Source organism: Bacillus sp. NTK034 (genome assembly GCF_017303275.1).
Classification (GTDB): Bacteria; Bacillota; Bacilli; order Bacillales; family Cytobacillaceae; genus Cytobacillus.
In genome coordinates, this window is sequence record NZ_JAFKOJ010000009.1 from 15,309 (window position 1) to 33,870 (window position 18,562).

The window sequence follows — 18,562 nt, forward strand, 5'->3', positions numbered from 1 at the left end:
GTATAATCTCTGAGTTGATTGAAGCGGAAGGTGCGAGACTCCTGTGGGAGTAGCGAACCAGGGGAGACCCCGCAGACGCGCAGCGGCGAGGAGGCTCCCGGTAGCCCCACGGAAAGCGAGTGCCTGCAGCGGAAATCAACGGGCAAAATTCAAAGACAATCTATGAGAATAGAGGTGAAAACCATGATTCGAATACTCCTGGCAGAAGACCAGGTAATGGTAAGACAAGGCTTAAAAATGATGATTGAAACCGAACCGGAGTACAAAGTCACAGGCGAAACAGATAACGGCAAAGAAGCCATCGCCCTTTGCGAAAAAAGGCAATTTGACATTGCCATTCTTGATATTCGCATGCCTTTAATGGATGGACTAAAAGCGGCAAAGACCATCCAATCACGCTGGCCCCAAACAAAGATCTTAATGCTGACAACCTTCGATGACGATAATTATGTCATGGAGGCCCTTCGAATAGGCGTGAGCGGCTACATACTAAAAAACGGTGACACGGATTCACTGCTCCGTTCAATCCGTAGTGCACTCAAAGGTGGTTTATCCATTGAAGAAGGGGTAGCTGCAAAAGTCGTTCCCCAGCTAATGAAACAGCAGGACACCAAGGAACCCGATCCTTCTCTAACACCCAGGGAACGGGCCATCCTAAAATGCATTGGAGAAGGGCTCAGCAATAACGAAATCGCAGAACGTCTTGCTATTTCTACAGGCACCGTAAAAAATAACACAAGCCAGATTTTGACGAAACTGGATTTAAGAGACCGGACACAGCTCGCCATCTATGCCATCCGCCATAACCTTGTCTAATTCAGAAAAAATGATGAAAGTAATGGTGAAATACATAACTCGTGACGGGAGACAGTAGTGATGCTGTTTCTTTTTTAATATCCTGAACGTATCAACTAAATAAAGGAGTGTGGAACCATGCTCGAAACAGTAAAACTGACGAAAAGCTTTAAAGATAAAAAAGTGGTGGATGAAATTAACCTATACTTGCATACAGGCGAATCAGTCGGTCTGCTGGGACCAAACGGCGCAGGTAAATCAACAACAATTTCCATGATTGCATCCCTCATTAAGCCGACTTCCGGGGATGTAAAGCTTGATGGGAAAAGCACGATCCAAAACCCTTCTGATCTCAGAAAAGTACTTGGAGTAGTACCGCAGGAAATCGCCCTATACGAGGAGCTATCAGCGTATGAAAATCTGAAGTTTTTCGGAAAAGCCTACCGGGTGGAGAAAGAAACCCTGGAAGTCCGTATTCAGGAAGTCTTGGATATGGTTGGCTTAAAGGATCGCCAAAAGGAGCTGATTAAAACCTTTTCCGGCGGAATGAAACGAAGGATCAACATCGCTGCCGCGCTGCTGCATAATCCGAAAATCCTCATACTCGATGAACCGACTGTCGGCATTGACCCCCAGTCACGAAACCATATATTAGAAACGGTTCGTGAATTAAATCAAACCCAGGGCACTACCGTCCTGTATACGAGCCATTACATGGAAGAAGTCGAGCAATTATGCAATCGGGTCTATATTATGGATCATGGAAAAGTTATCGCAACTGGCAGCAAGGAAGAATTGCTGAGTATCTTATCCAGTGAAGATACTATCGGGGTTCAGCTCAGCAAGAGAAGCGAAGCATTCACGGACAAAATTAAAATGCTGCCGGATGTCCTTCAAGTGGAACAAACGAGTGACGGCCTTCGCATTCTGGCGAAAAAGAATCATCATCTTTTAAGCAGCCTTGTGCATGCTGCTGAAAAAGAAGGCATTCAAATTATGAATTATCAAGTAGAAATTCCAAGCCTGGAGGACGTCTTTCTGCACCTGACAGGTAAAACATTGCGGGATTAAGGAGAGGTGAAAAATGGGCGCTTTTATTAAAAAAGATCTCCTGGTTTTCTGGAGAGACCGCAAAGAGATCTTAATGGCATTATTGCTCCCCATCCTGATCATTGTGATCTTGAATTTTGCCTTTTCAGGCCTTTTTAAGGATGAAAAAGCGATGCAAATAAATATTTCAGTGGTGCAGGAGGATGATGTGAAGAAGGGGAAGGAGCAATTTGCTGCTGCTGTGGAAGCGAAGGGATTATCCTCCGAAGAAAAAAGTGTACTACTTGCAGAAGCAGATAAGCTTGGTCCTGTAAAGCTTATTCATGATTTTCTGAACAGCTCTGACTTAAAGGAATGGGTGACTATAAAGGACTTCAGTGAACAGGAAGCAGCGGAACAGATGAAAAACGGGGAACTGGATGCGATTATTAAAATTCCAGAAGGGTTTACGTTTGAATCGTTATCCGGTGTTCTATTAGGAGAAACATCTCAAGGGTCCGTAACGATTTTAGCCGAGGAGGAATCGGCAGAGGTCAGCACCCTTCAAGAGGTCGTCCATACCTTTGTCAATACGGTAAATACACAGTTTGCCCTTGGGAGTAAAGGAGTCCAGGCCACGGCTGAACCCATTTTGCCAAAGGGAGGCAAGGAAGTGGTTGAAGGGGATGATGGTGCGGATGCGTATACCATTTCACAATACTTCACGATCGCAATTGGAACCCTTTTTGCCTTATTTATGGCTCAAACGGTTTCTTTAAAAACAATGACAGAAAAGCGGGAGCAGGTGTTCAATCGGATTTTATTAACGAATAGCCATCCGTTGTCCTTCTTAATTGGGAAAACGGTATCAGCTTTTATTCTCGCCATTCTGCAATTTGCGATTACCCTGACGGTTGTTCAATTGCTGTTAAATGTATTTCCGGATAAATCATTCACGTTTTGGGCGGGGTTAATGGTAGTCCTGATGGCATTTGCTTTAACAGTAGGGGGACTTTCCGCTTTATTTACGGCTCTTACACTTCATTTAAGCGACACTAACGCAGCAAGTGGTATATCTACCCTGATCATTATGGGGTTTGGGGTTCTGGGCGGCAGCTTCTTTCCGCTGGAAGGACTTCCGGAGCCTATTCAAAAAATCGGCGAATGGACACCGAATGGCCTGACGCAGACTGCCCTTATTGAATGGGTTCAATATAGTCACTTCAATGACTTGTTATTCCCGATTCTCTTTCTAATGGGTGTATTTATCATGTGTTTTGCCATCAGTGTGTCAATCTTTCCAAAAAGGGGGCGAAGCTGATGTATCCAGTGTTTTACGCTCAATTTCTAAAGGACAAACGGAAGCCGCTTCTAATCCTGACATTTATTGGCCTGAGCATCTTAGCTACCCTCATTTTCGGAAACTCGGCCTGGCAGACGAGTACCACTGTTTCTGTGTTTGCCTCCGGGCCAAATGCAGAAGAGATTGAACAAAAATGGGTAACGTTATTAAATAAGGATAATGAAAATACCGAATATGTTATTTCAGAAGAAGGGGAAGCACGTGAACAGGTTAGAGAGGGAAAAAGGGATGTTGCTATTCTATTAATGGAACAGGATTATCGCTTAATAACCGCCTCTGATATGCCCAACATCCAGCTGATCGAGCAGGAGGTCCATAAAGTATTTACGGAGGAAGCACAGCTTCAGGCGATCACTGGCTCAGCTGATACAGCTGAATTAAGAGAAGAAATCGATCGCTACCTGGAAAAACCGCCCCTGACCGTTAACATCAAAAGCGTGAATGGCGGAGAATTGACCAGCCATAATATGGGGACCCAGCTGCTGTTTGGCTTTACCCTGTTTATTGCCATGTTCACCATTGGATTTAAGGTTAATGGCATAAATGCGGATAAAGTCAGCGGGGTATGGAACCGTCTGAACCTTTCGCCAGTAAGTAAAACCAATATGTATACCGGTCATTTACTGTATAGCTTTTTCATTGGATTTTTTCAAATGGCCGTTGTTTTTCTGATATTCGAATATGTCATGAACTATGAAATAGGACCGCTTTCCCTTATTCTGACGATAGCCGCCGTGTTTACATTAAGCAGTGTAAGCCTGGCTATGCTGGTTGCCGGCTTTACCAAAACGCCGGAAAAGTTCAATATGGTTTATCCATCTGTTATTCCGATTATCCCGATTATCAGCGGTGTGTATGTGCCGCCGGGTGTAATGGATAATCCGGTATTTACCTTTATTGCTGACCTGTTCCCTATGGGTTATGCACTTGAAACGATGATGGATGCTGCTCTTTTTGGTGCTGGCTGGAGTGAGATTCTGCTGCCGGTTTCGTTAATGCTACTGATTGCCGTTATGTATATGGGGATTGGAATAAATTTAGGAGAACGCGACAGGCGATAAGGCGGAAGTATATCAATTTTGGATATATTGCATATACCAGGGTGTAGCAGCGACTACCATTTTGTAATACTGCTCTATAGTGTTATAAGAAGTCAGTTTAATGTGATAATGGCTTTATTGCTGGTATATAGTGCCGGGTCGATTCTTGTGGGGTATTTCATTCGGTAAATGATTGAGTGGTCTTAATGATGGGGTACAGTTCAAAGCTGTACCCCATAAATGTTTAAACCACCATTCATGTCATAGGCTGTTAGGTAATTGACTAGTGTAATATCCTTACGAAGTGAAAACCGTCTTTATCAATTAAAGGTTAATTACTTTCCTTTTAAACCCAAATAAATAACTTTATAAAAAATTATGCTTTTAAATCCAGAACAATAAGTCTATTATAGTTATTAAAATTAAAAAAGGAGATTCATATGAATTCATCTATTCAAGATCAACTTCAAGTATTTAGAGAAAGTCAAAAAAACAGGGGGCGGCTGCTTATCAATTGTCCTGATCAGCCGGGCATTGTGGCTGCTGTATCCAAGTTTCTGTTCCAGCATGATGCTAATATTATTGAATCGAGTCAATACTCGACAAATCCAGAGGGTGGAACCTTTTTTATACGGATCGAGTTTGAATGTCCTGGTTTACAGTCGAAGGAAGAAGAGTTGAAGAGTCAATTTAAGGAAATCGCAGAAACATTTTCAATGGAATGGAAATTAGCATTTGTTTATGAATTGAAGAAGACAGCTATTTTCGTATCAAAAGAACTTCATTGTTTACGTGAGCTGTTATGGGAATGGCAAAGTGGTGATTTGCTTACCGACATCGCTCTTATTGTGAGCAATCACGAGGAAGCAAGACAGATTGCAGAATCCTTGCATATTCCATTCTTTTACATACCAGCAAGTAAAGAAAATAGAGAGGAAGTTGAAGAAAGACAGCTTCAGCTTTTAAAAGAATTTGATATTGACTTAATCATCTTAGCAAGATATATGCAAATTTTGACGCCAGCCTTTGTTGGGGCTCATCCATTCAAAATCATTAATATTCATCACTCTTTCCTTCCTGCATTTGTTGGTGCGAGGCCATATGATCGGGCCCATCAGCGCGGGGTAAAAATAATTGGGGCAACGTCTCATTATGTTACAAACGATCTTGACGAAGGACCAATCATTGAACAAGATATCAAGCGTGTTGACCACCGGGATCATATAGATGATCTAAAAAAGAGCGGACGTTCTATTGAACGAAGTGTTCTTGCCAGAGCGGTAAAATGGCATTTAGAAGACCGGATTATTGTTCATGAAAACAAAACAATTGTTTTTTAAGGAAAAGGAGCGGTAATGAGTGCCTGTCTCTCAGGGGGGCGTTATCAAATTTGTGCACACATAACACTTATCAAATTGGACAGATCATCTATATTCGAAAAGTCCAGGGTTCCAGGAAAAGTAAAGAGTAGAAAGAAAAGAGGACGGATACAAAGGAGCGGAAGGAATACGAATGGGTCAAAGAGAATCGGGAAGTGCTTTTGGACTTTTGCAGTAAAATGGATCCAAAAGATTTTACGCGTGAAATGGGATTCGGCTGGCAGAGTGTGCGTGACACACTTGTTCATGTAGCGAATTGTTATCATGGCTGGCTAGGATCATTTGTTTTATTAAAAACGAAGAAGCCTATCACGCCTAGAGAAAACATTCCGACAATCGGCATCGAGGAAATCAGGACACTTTTTGAACAAGCAGATGCTTATGTGTATGAAGTTCTTGAGTCATTTGCTCAAAAAATGGATCAATCAATCGTGCAGCCTATTCCTTGGAGAGAATCAACTGAGGAGATTTCAATGACTCCTCGAAAACTGATCATGCATACTGTCACTCACGAATACCATCACAAAGGACAGATTATGGCGATGGCCCGCCAGTTGGGGTATGAACCGCCAAATACAGATGTTCTGGGGACGAGAGACTAGATTTAGATAAGAAAGGATGCCCAATGGTGCTGTTCGTAATATCAATGGGCACCCTTTGTCACTTTTAAGACTAAAATTAAAATAATCTTTCCTTTTTTAGTTCTTTACACCTGTATGATGAATAACCCGTTCCATCGCTTGAATATGCCCCAAATGGTTTGCCTCATGAAACAACGCAAATTCGGCTAATTCACCAAAGGTTTCAAGTCCCAAAAATGGTTTAGCCAGCTTTTCATTTAACCGTTCTGCTGGAATTTGCTGGATTCGGACCAATTGATCCTTCAGCTGTACAATGAGCTCATCTGTTTCAGGTATATCACCTTTCCAATCAGCCGGCTTTGTACCGTTCCCAAATAATTCAATATAGTTTGCAGGGATATGGGTCGTTTTGCGGGGAAAGCCGAACATAAACTGTTCACAGACCGTTAATACATGGCCAATATGCCAATGGATCGTGTTGTTAAAACCGTCTGGCTGTACCCTTGCTACATCCTTTGAAACTGACTCGATCTTTTTAATAAAATAACCTCTTGTCTTCTCAAACTGTTTAAACACTAGTTCATTCATTCTTTTCTCCCCTTCCAAATATTCTCATCTGTCAATATACCAAAAATCCGGGAAGATTAGGAGTGTCAATGGACTGAAAAATGGATTATTGTTTTCTTTTATATACGGAGAAGGATTAGTTTGAAATTAATAAATTTATATTTTGTAAATGGCAGGACCTTACATCCAACCAATTATAATGTCACTTACACAACGTTAAGCAAACCAGTAAGCTTTTCTTTATCAAACCGGTTGATGATATGCTGTGGGGAACATTAACCGAGGAAAGCAGCCCCGGGAGGCTGCTTTTTGTGCGGAAGGGTCTGTCAATTTAAGATTTCAGTTAAATTTACGCCAATCATAGCAATGCATTTATTCTGCCGGATAAAATAAAATCATACTGACACGTGCCAAAGATTTCCCTGAATTATGATAGGTATGGGGCCGATCAGCTTTGAATCTGATGGAGTCACCGCTTTCCAATGTATATTCATCGTTATTAACCCTTATGGTTATTTCCCCATCAAAGACAACAATCAGCTCTTCGGTTCCCTCGATATGAGCTTCAGCACTCAGGTATCCTCCTTTGTCGATTTCGACAGTGTACACTTCAAATCGTTTATCGTTTTCGAAAGGAAAGTAAGGATATACCCGATACCTGCCATGATCCTCTGATAATGTCTGAATTTCCTTCTTTAAAACAACTTGAGTATCCGGCTGAGGATGATTAATCAGTGAGGTAAAAGAGATCTTTAGACCATTTGCAATCTTCCAGATGGTTGTGATGGTCGGGCTTGATTCGCCCCGTTCAATTTGGCCGATCATCGTTTTACTAACTCCCGTTAATTCGGCCACCTTCTCTAAACTTAATTTTTTATTTTCTCGATATGCTTTTAAGTTTTTAGCAAGAATTAAATGAATTTCTTCCATACCTGCATTCCTTTCATCTGTACAATATAACGTCCGTAATATACAATATGTAGTAAATCGTTATATTGTCTTTTTGTACATTATAACATACACGCAAAGGAGGAAGGCAGCTGTGTCTTTATTATCTTTTTTCTTATATGTTTTTGTTACCAGCTTTACGCCAGGTCCAAACAATATTATGGCCATGGTATTCGCTAACCGGTTCGGTTTAAGAAATACGATACGATTTTGTTTGGGGGTAAGCGCGGGGTTCTTTGTCATTATGATACTTAGCAGCTATTTTAATCTATTGCTTCATCAATTCATTCCAAAGATTGAATTGATCATGACCATCATTGGAGTCATTTATATGCTGTTTTTGGCCCTTAAAATCATGACCAGTAAATCGGATAATCAAAACAATAATGATGGAAAGCAAAACGGCTTTTTAATCGGGATGCTTTTACAATTTATTAATCCAAAGGGGATCTTATATGGGGTTACAGTTATATCAACCTTTATCCTTCCATACTATACCTCACATACGAGCCTGATATCCTTTTCCATTTTCCTTGCATTTGTTGGTTTCTTGAGCACCTTTTGCTGGAGTGTTTTTGGATCGATTTTTCAATCCTTCCTGGCGAAGTATAGAAGTCAGTTTAATGTGATAATGGCTTTGCTGCTGGTGTATAGTGCCGGGTCGATTCTTGTGGGGTACTTCATTCGGTGAATGAATGAGCGGTCTTAATGATGGGGTACAGCCAAATGCTGTACCCCATACATGTTTAAATCACCATTAGGTTTTATCCATTTTATTTATCATAAGTTGCCTTTATAATATTAACAAACTATTGAAAAAAATAAGAAATTCATAGATGAGTTTTATTGTTTTCTATCAAAAGGGGGGAATCTTATGATTACACTCAAAGACTTTGCTGATGTGTTAGAAAGGGATCATATTTTGCAGGTGAGCGGCGGCAGTCAAAATATGAATAAAGAGATTGCCTACTTAACAAGCATGGAGCTTACGGAAAAAACATCCCGTATGAAAGAAAAAGGGTTTGTTATGACTACGTTTCATGCATTTAAAGATGTGAAGCAAATGATTAGCCATTTAGAATGGATGCAGGAAATCGGTATAAGTGCAATTGGTTTTCATACAGCAGCATTGAAAACAATTCCAAGGGAAGTGATTGACTATTCCCATACCCATTCTTTCCCGCTTTTTGAAATCCCCCAAGAGATCCCATACTATGTCATCCACGAAAAATATAATAAGCTGGTAAATCAGAAGGAAAATGAACAGGCTTCGAAAATCCATAAATTAAATGAAAAATTAATGGAAATTGTTCTCCTGGAAAAGGATTTGAATTCAATTGTAAAAGTAATAGGAGAATATATAAACAATGTTGTGTGCGTGCTAGACCCGTATTTTGATTTGATTGCATATTGGAAAATGAAAGAGCAAACCAGAGATGAGATTAAGCACCTGATTAATTTAATCATAAACCAGCATAAAGAGAATGTGTTAAAGGTGCGCTTCACCAATCGTGAAGCAAATATAGCTGTGAAAATGGATGGTTTTTCTGATCAAAATTTCAAGGTAGCCCCGCTGTTTTCTAAGATGAGCTTTCTTGGATATCTGATCATTTGTCAAAATGGAACGGCGGATAAGTTTTCAGAAGAGGTTATTAAGAATGGTATACGTGCCTTAAGCTTAGCAGCCTATAATAAAAATACCTTGCTTCATTATCAAAAGAGCAAAGATATCGAAATGCTTGAGGGTATTTTTCAAGGTGAGTCCGCTGATAAAAATCTTTCCGATTTTTATATGGACCTTAAGAAGGTAAGATGCATTTTCCAGGTGCAGTCCTCTTCTCCGGAAACACTTCCGTTAAAGCTTCAAATGCTTTCTGAGAGTTTAATAGAAAATGAAACAAACTCCCGATTATGGATTTATAACAGAAAAATTGTCGGGGTGATCGATTCAATTTTAGACAGAGATAGATTAGCAAAAATCCTGACAGATTATCCAGGAATCCGTATTGGTGTAAGTGCGATAGACGAGGTGAATCATTGCAGCAAAATGAAAGCTATGTATGACCAATCATCGGTGGGGCTGCTGCATGGCCAAATTCAAGATGCACAATTGGTGTTTTGGGATGAGATGGGGATTGAAAAGATAGCCTACAATCTACAATCCCATCATTTGTTTCAAAACTTCGATGAAGAATTACTGGGTCCTTTGTTTGCCTATGATCAGGAGAAAAATGCTTCCTTAACCGAAACGCTATATACATATTTAAAACACTTCTTTAATCTGCAAAAATCGAGCGGTGAATTATTTGTGCATCCCAATACGGTAAAGTACAGATTGCAGAAAATAACCGAATTAATACAGGTGGATATTCAAAATCCATCCAATTATTCGATGCTGATGCTGGCATTTTCTATAAAGAGCTATAAACAGAAGGCAGGTCAATTTCAATAGAATTGTTTAAAAGAGACAAATTACTGTCTCTTTTTTGTTTGTAGTATACAATGATAAATATTCTTTCTATTGTTATGATTTTGAATAATCAAACAATAGGAGGGCTTTACAATGCCGGCAAACACGAAATGGATCTTAAAAAATGGCAGCATTATTGACGGACTAAACGATGAGGTGGTGGAGAATTCATACATTAAGATTGAAAATGGGAAAATTTCAGAGGTGCAGCAAGGGGAGCCAGCTGAAACAGAAGGGTTTGAGGTCATTGATTGTACCGGAAAACATATACTTCCGGGATTGATTGACTGTCATGTGCATCTCGTTTGGAATGGCAGTGCAGATCCGCAATCTGTCATAAAAAATGAGGAAAATGACAGGATTGCTTTGGAAGCCTACAAGCATGCATTAGATACACTGAAATTAGGAGTCACTACAGTGAGAGATTTGGGAGCTCCGGATCGAACCGTATTGCATGTAAGAAATGTCATTGATTCCGGCTTGCTTGCAGGGCCTACCATTATTGCTTCAGGAGCACCCATTTGCATGACAGGAGGACATGTCTATTATTTAGGCTACGAATCGGACGGGCCGGACGAAGTCCGCAAGAATACTAGAAGGGTGCTCAAAGAAGGGGCAGACCTGGTGAAGGTGATGGCAACGGGCGGTATTTATACCAAAGGGGAAGAACCTGGTTCCGTTCAGTTAACAATAGAAGAACTGAGTGCGGCAAAAGAAGAGGCTCTAAAGAAAAATAAAAAGGTATCTGCTCATGCAGATGGGATTGAAGGAATTATGAACTGTTTAGAGGTCGGAATTGACACAATTGAACATGGAATTTACGCAGATCGTCAGGCTCTTGAAATCATGAAAAATCAGGGAACCTTCTTAGTGCCGACAATGGCTGTCATGAGGCAGCTTATAAGCAGTCCGGACATTCCCGCATATGCTCTTGAAAAAGCGAAGCAAGTAGTGGGACCGCATTTCTTGATGCTGCAGGAGGCAGTTCAAATCGGAGTAAAGATTGCGACAGGTACTGATTGTGGCTCTCCATTAACACCGCCTCGCTATTATTATGATGAATTAGCGATTATGCATGAAGCGGGCATGTCGGAAATGGAAGTCATCAAAGCATCTACGAATGTTGCCGCTGAATGTCTCGGGATTGAAGATCAGCGCGGCAGTATTTCTCCAGGAAAGTTTGCCGATTTGCTGATTGTAGACAGCAATCCTTTAAATGATTTAAATAGTTTGCGGGGAGACAAGCAGGTTATGAAAAATGGTGTTTTGGTCAGCTGAAGTCTTCTGTAAGCTGAAACGGATACTGCAACGGGGCTCTGCAAGTGCGGGGTCTCCCTTGGGTAAATTCTAAAGAAAATTTAATAAGGAAAATGGATCACTGTTCCAGATTAAATAAGCATTAAGCTTCCACACAGCCTTATATAAAAATAGTAAAAGGAGTGAGCTTATTGAACATTTATTTAGTTGCAGTTGTTATTTATCTGGTTTTCATGGCGTTGATTGGTGTGTATTTCGCAAAAAAATCGGTGAAAAACAGTGATGATTTCATGGTTGCAGGACGAAGCCTGCCTCTATTCGTCGTCATGGGTACTCTTTTGGCAACGTTTGTCGGGTCTGGAACTGTAGTCGGCGGAGCAAGCTTTATTTACCAATACGGACCGTTTGCCGCTATTTTTAATCTGTCAGGCGGAATTGTTGGAGCAATCATTTTGTATTTTATAGCTTCTAAAATTCGCCAGATTGAAATCTATACAGTACCGGATCTTTTGGAACGGCGCTTTGGAAAAACAGCTCTTTATATATCATCCGTTATTATCATCTTTGCCTTTGTCGGAATAACAGCCTACCAGTTTACAGGTGGAGCTTATGTGCTGCAATTAACCACAGGCATTCCACTCGAAATTGGAGCCATCATTATGTGTGCACTGGTTATCTTCTTAACGGTAAGCGGCGGGCTATTTTCAGTTGCTTATACTGATGCACTAAGTGCCATTCTAATTATCATTGGCTTTCTATTCGGGGTTCCCTTTGCATTGAATGCTGTCGGGGGATTTGAAGGGTTATCTCTATCTTTGCCTGAAATGAATAAGACCTGGAATGGCGGCTTATCATTTCCTCAGCTTCTCGGCTTCTTCCTGCCATTGTTTTTACTCGTTCTGGGTGATCAAAACATGTATCAGCGATTTTCCGCTGCGAAAGATCCGAACGTAGCCCGGAAATCCACTATCGGATTTTTTGTTGGCAGTGTGTTTGTCATAAGTTTAACCATCATCTTAGCAACTACCTCCATTGTGCTTTTTCCAGAAATCAAGCCTGATACAGCTATACTATCGCTCGCGATTGATGGTGTACCTTTAGTAGTCGGATTGCTTATTCTCTGTTCAGCCGTTGCCTTTATTATCACAACAGCTACTTCTTATCTGTTATCAGCATCAGGAAATATCGTTAGTGACTTAATCCAGCGCTCAAGTAAAAGCAAGCTATCAGAGAGTAAACTTCTGTGGTACAACCGTATGATTGTCGTGGTATTAGGGGTCCTTGCGTATGTGTTAGGGCAATTCTTCCCAAGTGTATTGGCGATCCAAATGTATTCCTATACGATGTATGGTGCGTCCTTAACTCCGGCCATTCTGGCAACCGTATTATGGAAAAATGCGACAAAAGCAGGCGTCATCAGCTCCATGCTTGTGGGTGGTTCTGCAACTATGATCTGGGAAATCGGTCTTGACCGGCCTTTAGATTGGAATAGTGTCCTGTTTGCCTTGCCATTGTCTGTTTTAACACTCATTATTGTCAGCCTATTAACCAGAAATAAAAATGTCTCAGCAGATCTTACGACAGATCATACAAGCTAAAAGGATTTGAAAAGGAGTTGGAAATCGTGAATTCAGCGAAACGAATCAATCGATTAAAAGAGTATATGAAAGAACAAGGAATTTCTGCCGTATTTGTCTTTAATCCGGACCATCAATTTTATTTAACGAATTTTAAAGCTTTAATTTATTCACGGCCCATCATCTTTCATTTACAGGAAAAGACTGCCATGATTGTTCCTGGCCTTGAAGAAACCCATGCACTGGAGCATTCACATGCAGATGATGTCCTGGTCTATTATGAGCATCCTGGAGCCGGCAGGGATGAGACTTCGCATATAGAGCATATACGTGCATTGGTAAAACAAAGTCACGACTCATCAAAAATTGGTGTGGATTTAGCGTTTATTCCGGGTGATGCTCTTCTCTATCTTCAGGAATCAGGCTATCAGGTGGTTGATGTTGGGCAATTCATTTATCAAATGCGATTTATTAAGGATGAAGAAGAAATTCACATGCTGGAGCAGGCCGGACAATTAGTGAATCTGGCAGTAAGCAAGTCATTAGCGCAAATTCAAGCGGGAATAACAGAAATGGAAATAGATGCAGCGGGAAATGCGGCGCTGTTTGAAGCAACTGCTGCCCAATATCCGGATTCCGTAATTGATATTGTGGTTATGTCGCCTTCCGGGTTAAAACGAAGTATCATGCCGCACGTCTTCTCCAACACAAGAAAAATTGAAGCAGGAGATGTCATTATTCACAGCAGACAGGTCGGGCTAAATGGATATCGTGCAGAATTAGAGAGAACCGTCATTGTCGGAAAGCCAACATCCCAGCAGGAAAAGGCGTTTCAGGCTGCTATAGAAGCGCAGCAGCGTGCAATTGATTTTATTAAGCCAGGTGTGAAATTTTCAGAGGTAGATGGTGTTGCCCGTGAAGTGTTTGAAAAGGCTGGACTTGAAAAATATGCGATTCACCGTACCGGACACGGAATAGGTGTATCAGCTCATGAGCAGCCATTTTTGCGTTATGACCATTATGATGTGGTAGAGGAAGGAATGGCATTCTCGATCGAACCGGGGATTTATATACCGGGGGTTGGCGGTTTTAGACACTCTGATACAGTTCTTATCACATCTGATGGATGCCGATTAATTACAGAATATCCACGCGATATGGAGTCCCTGCTTTTTTAATTCATATACCAAATGAGAAGGGGAGAAGTAGTATACTTCTTCCTTTTAATAGTGATAGGAGGAACATGTGATGGAGGTTGTGATATCAAATGTGCAGCTATTGTATGGGGAAGAATTGGATTGTAAGAAGGGATTTGCTCTTTGGATAAAAGATGGTTTGATCAAGGGTATTATCCCTGAGTCTCAACTGCCAGCCAATGTAAAGGTCATCGATGGAAATGGAGGGTTTCTCGCTCCAGGCTTAATAGATTTACATATTCATATGATGTGGGACGGTTCATTGAATCCAGTTCAAACCTCCGAAACAGAAGGCTATGAGCAGATGCTGATACGAGCAGTTGCCAATTGTCAAACCTATCTCCAGCACGGTATAACAACTGTCAGGGACATTGGCTCCATTGATGACATTGCTCTGCATGTGGCAAAAGGGATCAAAAGGGGGCTCATTTCAGGTCCTGATGTGATTGCAAGCGGAAAAACCTTAACCATGACAGGCGGGCATGATCCGTTCTGGGCAAGATTTGTCGATGGAAAGGAAGAGGCGCTAAAAGGTGTGCGAGAACAAATCTTTAAGGGTGCCGAAGTGATTAAAGTAAGTTCTACTGGAGGGGTCTATGGAAGAATAGAAGGGGAACAGGTCGGCAATGCAGAGCTTAGCCTGGAAGAGCAGGAAGTCATCTGCAAAGAGGCACATCGTTTTGGACTCAAAGTAGCGTCCCATGCGATTGGCCGTGATGGTATCTATAATTCGATACTTGCGGGTGTGGATACGATTGAGCATGGCCATTTTCTGGATGATGAACTGGCTGCCTTAATGGAGGAACGGAATACCGCCTGGATTCCAACATTGTTCGTCTACAAGCAAATTGCTACACAGGAAGGAATTCCTTCTTATGCAAAAGACAAAGCTGAGGAAATCGTCAGCATTCATCGGAATGCATTTAAATCCTATTTTAACCGGAATATCTTAATTGGGGCCGGATCAGATGCCGGTTCCCCATGTACTTCTCACCGGGCGCTGCTGGATGAATTGTATACCATGTATGAAATGATTCCTGATGCGAAAGAGGTTCTTAAAACAGCTACTGTAAATGCCGGGAAAATTTTAGGACGTGACGTTGGGCAAATTAAAGAGGGATACAGGGCAAATTTGATTTTACTTAAGGAAAATCCGCATGAGTGCCTGAGTAACTTAGAAAGTATAGAGATGGTTGTAATCAGGGGAAAAGCTCTTATGAAGCATACAAATAAAAACCTGGAAATGATTGCGGAATGAGTAGTTTCTGAAGGAAGAGTTTTAATGGTGCAAATTATATCTAGTAAAATATATTTTTAATATAAACACTTTACAGATAGGTTTAACTATGTTAAATTCTATTTATCGAATGATTCTGAAATTTCAAAAAGATGGTGTGAGTAAATGAGTTGGACTGCTGGCCCATTTAAACAGGAACTAATTAAGGACTACAACAATATCAACCTTCTTTTGTTTAACATTGGTGTCAAAAGTCAGCGAATCGACTTTTTGGGGGATAAGATATTAATTTTCGCCTATCACAAGAGAATTCCATCTCTTAAACATTTGGACGAGATTAATCGCTTTGTAACCCGAATGACAGACATTGCCATCATAGACAGTTATAAGGAACATTTAAGGAATGTCCTGGAAGAAAAATATGGGATGAAGGTACTTTCTATTTTAAAAGACTATGATCCCGTTACTGAACTTTCAGGCACTATCATTACCCTGGATCGGGATACATGTGCCTATATTTCCAGGTAACTAAATAATGGTGACTGGTCCATTGAACTCTTAAGAGTGCATAAAAACCGTCAGTACAATCTTTCAGACTAGCGTCTGTTTGATTTGTGCTGACGGTTTTTTTTATAAAAATTAGGCTGTTTTCGCAAGGTTTGTTGATTTTTGTATATTATTTGCTGAGTTGGTTGCAGCGGAAGGTGCGAGATCCTCGAAAATGCATTCGCATTTTCTTCGTGCGGTGTTTGTTCGAGGAAGCATATTCAATGTCCAGCGGGAGTAGCGGGACAGGTGAGACCCCGCAGACGCGGAGCGCCGAGGAGGCTCAACGCCCGCCCCGCGGAAAGCGAGCAGCCTGGAGCGGAAATCAACGGACAACATTGATAGGCTAAAAACAACAATTTATACGAAAAGAGCCAAAAATAATAAGGAGGCAACATATTATGAAAACAGTAGAAGATGTATTGAATGCGCTGGATGACCTTACAGGAGGAAGAGTGATTAAATCTCTAAATGATATTACGAGAGGTGAGCATCCATTTGTCATTATGAAGTCTTCCAACATTCCCGGAAAAGAGATCATTGAAACGCCTGGTCTTGTCTATGGTGAAATGCAAAAAGAAGTAAAAAAAATCGCAGTCGCAATGACAATGACGGAAGGATGCATCGAACTTGCCGGGGCTACTGGAGTCGATGCCATTGTTGCTCACCATCCGATAGCTGAAGCGGCTAATTCGGGCGGTGTTATTTTGAAAAACTATCTGGATTTATATAATGTAGCTGCCTTTGAATTACATGAAGCTTTCCATGGGTTGCACCCTGGCATCCCATTTTTGCACGGCCATCAGGTATACCGGACAGAGGTTTCTTATGGAGGAATACACGGAAATATTTTATTTGTAGGAAAAGTATTCCCAGAGGTGAACACTCTCGGAGATATTTTAACCCGGTTAGATAAATATATGGGTCTGCAGGAGGAAGAAGATCTATTACATACTGAAAAGGAACTTCGCACTGCTTCATCTCTGAATGAAACAAGTACGGTGACGCGCGCGAGAATTGTTATTGGTGAAGAAACCAGCCCTGTGAACAATATAGTGCACATTTTCCCGCATACGGGATTTTCGCCTGATCATTTGCGGCAAGTCATCAAAGAACACCCTGAGGCTGACACGGTTCTCGCTTCCATTAGCCGGGTTTATGATGGACATCCCCTGATTGAAACGGCTAAGGAGTTAGGAGTTAATTTTATTATTGGCAACTGCCATGTGTTAGAAATACTCGAAAATGGTTTGCCTTTAGCTTATGCCTTAGACAGACTGCTGCCTGATGTTGAAGTTGTTGTTTTCCGGGAACGTGTGACAAGCATATCCTTAAATGAAATGGGATCACCTCATTTAAAGAAATATGCAGAAGAAATGGCTGAGGGGTATCTATTGAAAAAAACGGCTGTCCATACACTATAAAAAAGGAGTGCAGGTAGATGAGCGAGGTTAAATCCTTAGTACAAAAAAATTTAGAAATAGAAGAGAATAGTGCCCCGATTCCTTTAACTAGAAAATGGACACAAATCGAAGTAGTAGGTCTTGGTTTAGTCATAATCTCACTGCTGGTATTGTTAATCACTCCAGGAACATTAGCCGGGTTATTTACTTCCATTGTTGATCAAGTTTTCCCGGTTATCGTAGAGATATTTTTAACCGGCACGGTAGGAGTTTCCATTATTGTGAGTGTCATAATAGGCCGGGTACTGGAAAGGCTGGGGTTTACGGATGCGTTAATTCGGATATTCATTCCTGTTACAAAGCTGATGAAAGTGAATTCAGCGGTTATCATTCCAAGTATATATAATATTCTTGGGGATATTAATGCAGCCGGAAAAATTGCAGGACCGATCTTGATCCGTTCGGGAGCAACAAAAGCAGAGCAAAAAATAGCGGTAGCAACCATGGTTCAATCCCAGCAGTCTTTTGCTACATTTATGTTAGGCATGGTTGCTTTAACGGCTGTAGGGGCCAATGCCTTTATAGTGGTAGTGCTGGCTGTTTTCATGCCTGTCATTGTTGTTCCGTTTCTACTATTTAAAACCATTTACCGGGATACGAGAGCTGTCCAAATTGCAAAGCTGCCTCAATTTACGCCAAAGACTGGCTTTTTACCGACTCTATTTAATGCAGCCAGGGAGGGAGCAGAGCTTTTATTCCTTCTCATTATACCGGCTGCCGCTGTCGTGTTTGCTGCTATTGGTGTTTTGGACTACATCGGAATTTGGTCAAAATTTGAGTCCGGCTTGTCAACAGTATTGTTAGCTCTAAATATTCACCCGGAAACTGGTATTCTTTCCATATTGGCTAGTCCTGCGCTTGCAATGGCCCAGTTATCAGAAGTTGCGGGTTCGTTGGATCCGCGCTTGGTGATTGGATCTTTTGTGCTGGCGTCATCGGGATTACCCCTGTCAACAATCTTTGGTCAAATCCCGGTTATATGGGCAGCTAATTCTGACCTCAGTGAAAAAGAAGCATTGGGAGCAGCTGTATTAGGAATCGTTATGCGTATATTGACAGCATTTTTAATTGTTTATTTCTTAACACCGATATTAGTTTAATGGGAGTGAAGGTG

At 41.2% G+C, this 18,562-nt stretch carries 16 protein-coding genes and 1 pseudogene; 15 read left to right on the plus strand and 2 right to left on the minus strand.

Annotated features, from left to right (window positions below; genetic code table 11):
- The first annotated feature begins 183 nt into the window (after positions 1-183).
- From JI665_RS21610 to JI665_RS21635, 6 genes and pseudogenes are all read left to right on the plus strand, one after another.
- Entirely contained in the window at positions 184-816 is a 633-nt protein-coding gene (locus JI665_RS21610; protein ID WP_206844009.1) for a response regulator transcription factor, read from the plus strand.
- Between the two features lie 117 nt (positions 817-933).
- Positions 934-1,866: an ABC transporter ATP-binding protein gene (locus JI665_RS21615; protein ID WP_206844011.1), complete on the plus strand. Its 933-nt coding sequence runs from the start codon at positions 934-936 to the stop codon at positions 1,864-1,866.
- A 13-nt stretch (positions 1,867-1,879) separates the two neighbouring features.
- A complete protein-coding gene (locus JI665_RS21620; RefSeq protein WP_206844015.1) occupies positions 1,880-3,145 on the plus strand; it encodes an ABC transporter permease in 1,266 nt (421 codons plus the stop codon).
- A complete protein-coding gene (locus JI665_RS21625) occupies positions 3,145-4,248 on the plus strand; it encodes an ABC transporter permease (protein ID WP_206844016.1) in 1,104 nt (367 codons plus the stop codon). The genes JI665_RS21620 and JI665_RS21625 overlap by 1 nt, the downstream gene beginning before the upstream one ends.
- 419 nt (positions 4,249-4,667) lie before the next feature.
- Positions 4,668-5,567, plus strand: a complete 900-nt coding sequence (purU, locus tag JI665_RS21630) for a formyltetrahydrofolate deformylase (RefSeq protein ID WP_206844019.1) — start codon at positions 4,668-4,670, stop codon at positions 5,565-5,567.
- A 173-nt stretch (positions 5,568-5,740) separates the two neighbouring features.
- Positions 5,741-6,208: pseudogene (locus JI665_RS21635) on the plus strand (DinB family protein); the annotation flags it as partial.
- Positions 6,209-6,304: 96 nt separating this feature from the next.
- Here JI665_RS21635 and JI665_RS21640 read toward each other — a convergent pair.
- Together JI665_RS21640 and JI665_RS21645 are read right to left on the minus strand one after the other, a co-directional pair.
- Positions 6,305-6,775 (minus strand): DinB family protein, encoded by a 471-nt coding sequence (locus tag JI665_RS21640; protein WP_206844024.1) that lies wholly within the window; start codon positions 6,773-6,775, stop codon positions 6,305-6,307.
- A 351-nt stretch (positions 6,776-7,126) separates the two neighbouring features.
- Positions 7,127-7,684, minus strand: a complete 558-nt coding sequence (locus tag JI665_RS21645) for a helix-turn-helix domain-containing protein (protein WP_206844026.1) — start codon at positions 7,682-7,684, stop codon at positions 7,127-7,129.
- A gap of 112 nt (positions 7,685-7,796) precedes the next feature.
- On the opposite strand from JI665_RS21645, the gene JI665_RS21650 reads away from it, so the two are divergent.
- The 9 genes from JI665_RS21650 to JI665_RS21690 all read left to right on the plus strand — a co-directional run bounded on the left by JI665_RS21650 (position 7,797) and on the right by JI665_RS21690 (position 18,548).
- Positions 7,797-8,393, plus strand: a complete 597-nt coding sequence (locus tag JI665_RS21650; protein ID WP_206844028.1) for a LysE family transporter — start codon at positions 7,797-7,799, stop codon at positions 8,391-8,393.
- A 183-nt stretch (positions 8,394-8,576) separates the two neighbouring features.
- A complete protein-coding gene (locus JI665_RS21655) occupies positions 8,577-10,154 on the plus strand; it encodes a PucR family transcriptional regulator (RefSeq protein ID WP_206844030.1) in 1,578 nt (525 codons plus the stop codon).
- A 111-nt stretch (positions 10,155-10,265) separates the two neighbouring features.
- Entirely contained in the window at positions 10,266-11,450 is a 1,185-nt protein-coding gene (locus JI665_RS21660; RefSeq protein WP_206844034.1) for a metal-dependent hydrolase family protein, read from the plus strand.
- 161 nt (positions 11,451-11,611) lie between these two features.
- A complete protein-coding gene (locus tag JI665_RS21665; RefSeq protein ID WP_312886277.1) occupies positions 11,612-13,027 on the plus strand; it encodes a sodium:solute symporter family protein in 1,416 nt (471 codons plus the stop codon).
- A 26-nt stretch (positions 13,028-13,053) separates the two neighbouring features.
- Positions 13,054-14,184 carry a M24 family metallopeptidase gene (locus JI665_RS21670; protein ID WP_206844040.1) on the plus strand — a complete coding sequence of 377 codons (1,131 nt, stop codon included), beginning with the start codon at positions 13,054-13,056 and terminating at the stop codon, positions 14,182-14,184.
- Positions 14,185-14,254: 70 nt separating this feature from the next.
- On the plus strand, positions 14,255-15,460 hold the full coding sequence (locus JI665_RS21675; RefSeq protein ID WP_206844043.1) for a metal-dependent hydrolase family protein: 1,206 nt from the start codon (positions 14,255-14,257) through the stop codon (positions 15,458-15,460).
- A 144-nt stretch (positions 15,461-15,604) separates the two neighbouring features.
- Positions 15,605-15,967 (plus strand): Na-translocating system protein MpsC family protein, encoded by a 363-nt coding sequence (locus tag JI665_RS21680; protein ID WP_206844046.1) that lies wholly within the window; start codon positions 15,605-15,607, stop codon positions 15,965-15,967.
- Between the two features lie 419 nt (positions 15,968-16,386).
- Positions 16,387-17,409, plus strand: a complete 1,023-nt coding sequence (locus JI665_RS21685) for a Nif3-like dinuclear metal center hexameric protein (protein WP_206844049.1) — start codon at positions 16,387-16,389, stop codon at positions 17,407-17,409.
- A gap of 17 nt (positions 17,410-17,426) precedes the next feature.
- Complete coding sequence (locus JI665_RS21690) at positions 17,427-18,548, plus strand: hypothetical protein (protein ID WP_206844052.1); 1,122 nt, start codon at positions 17,427-17,429, stop codon at positions 18,546-18,548.
- Positions 18,549-18,562: the final 14 nt, after the last annotated feature.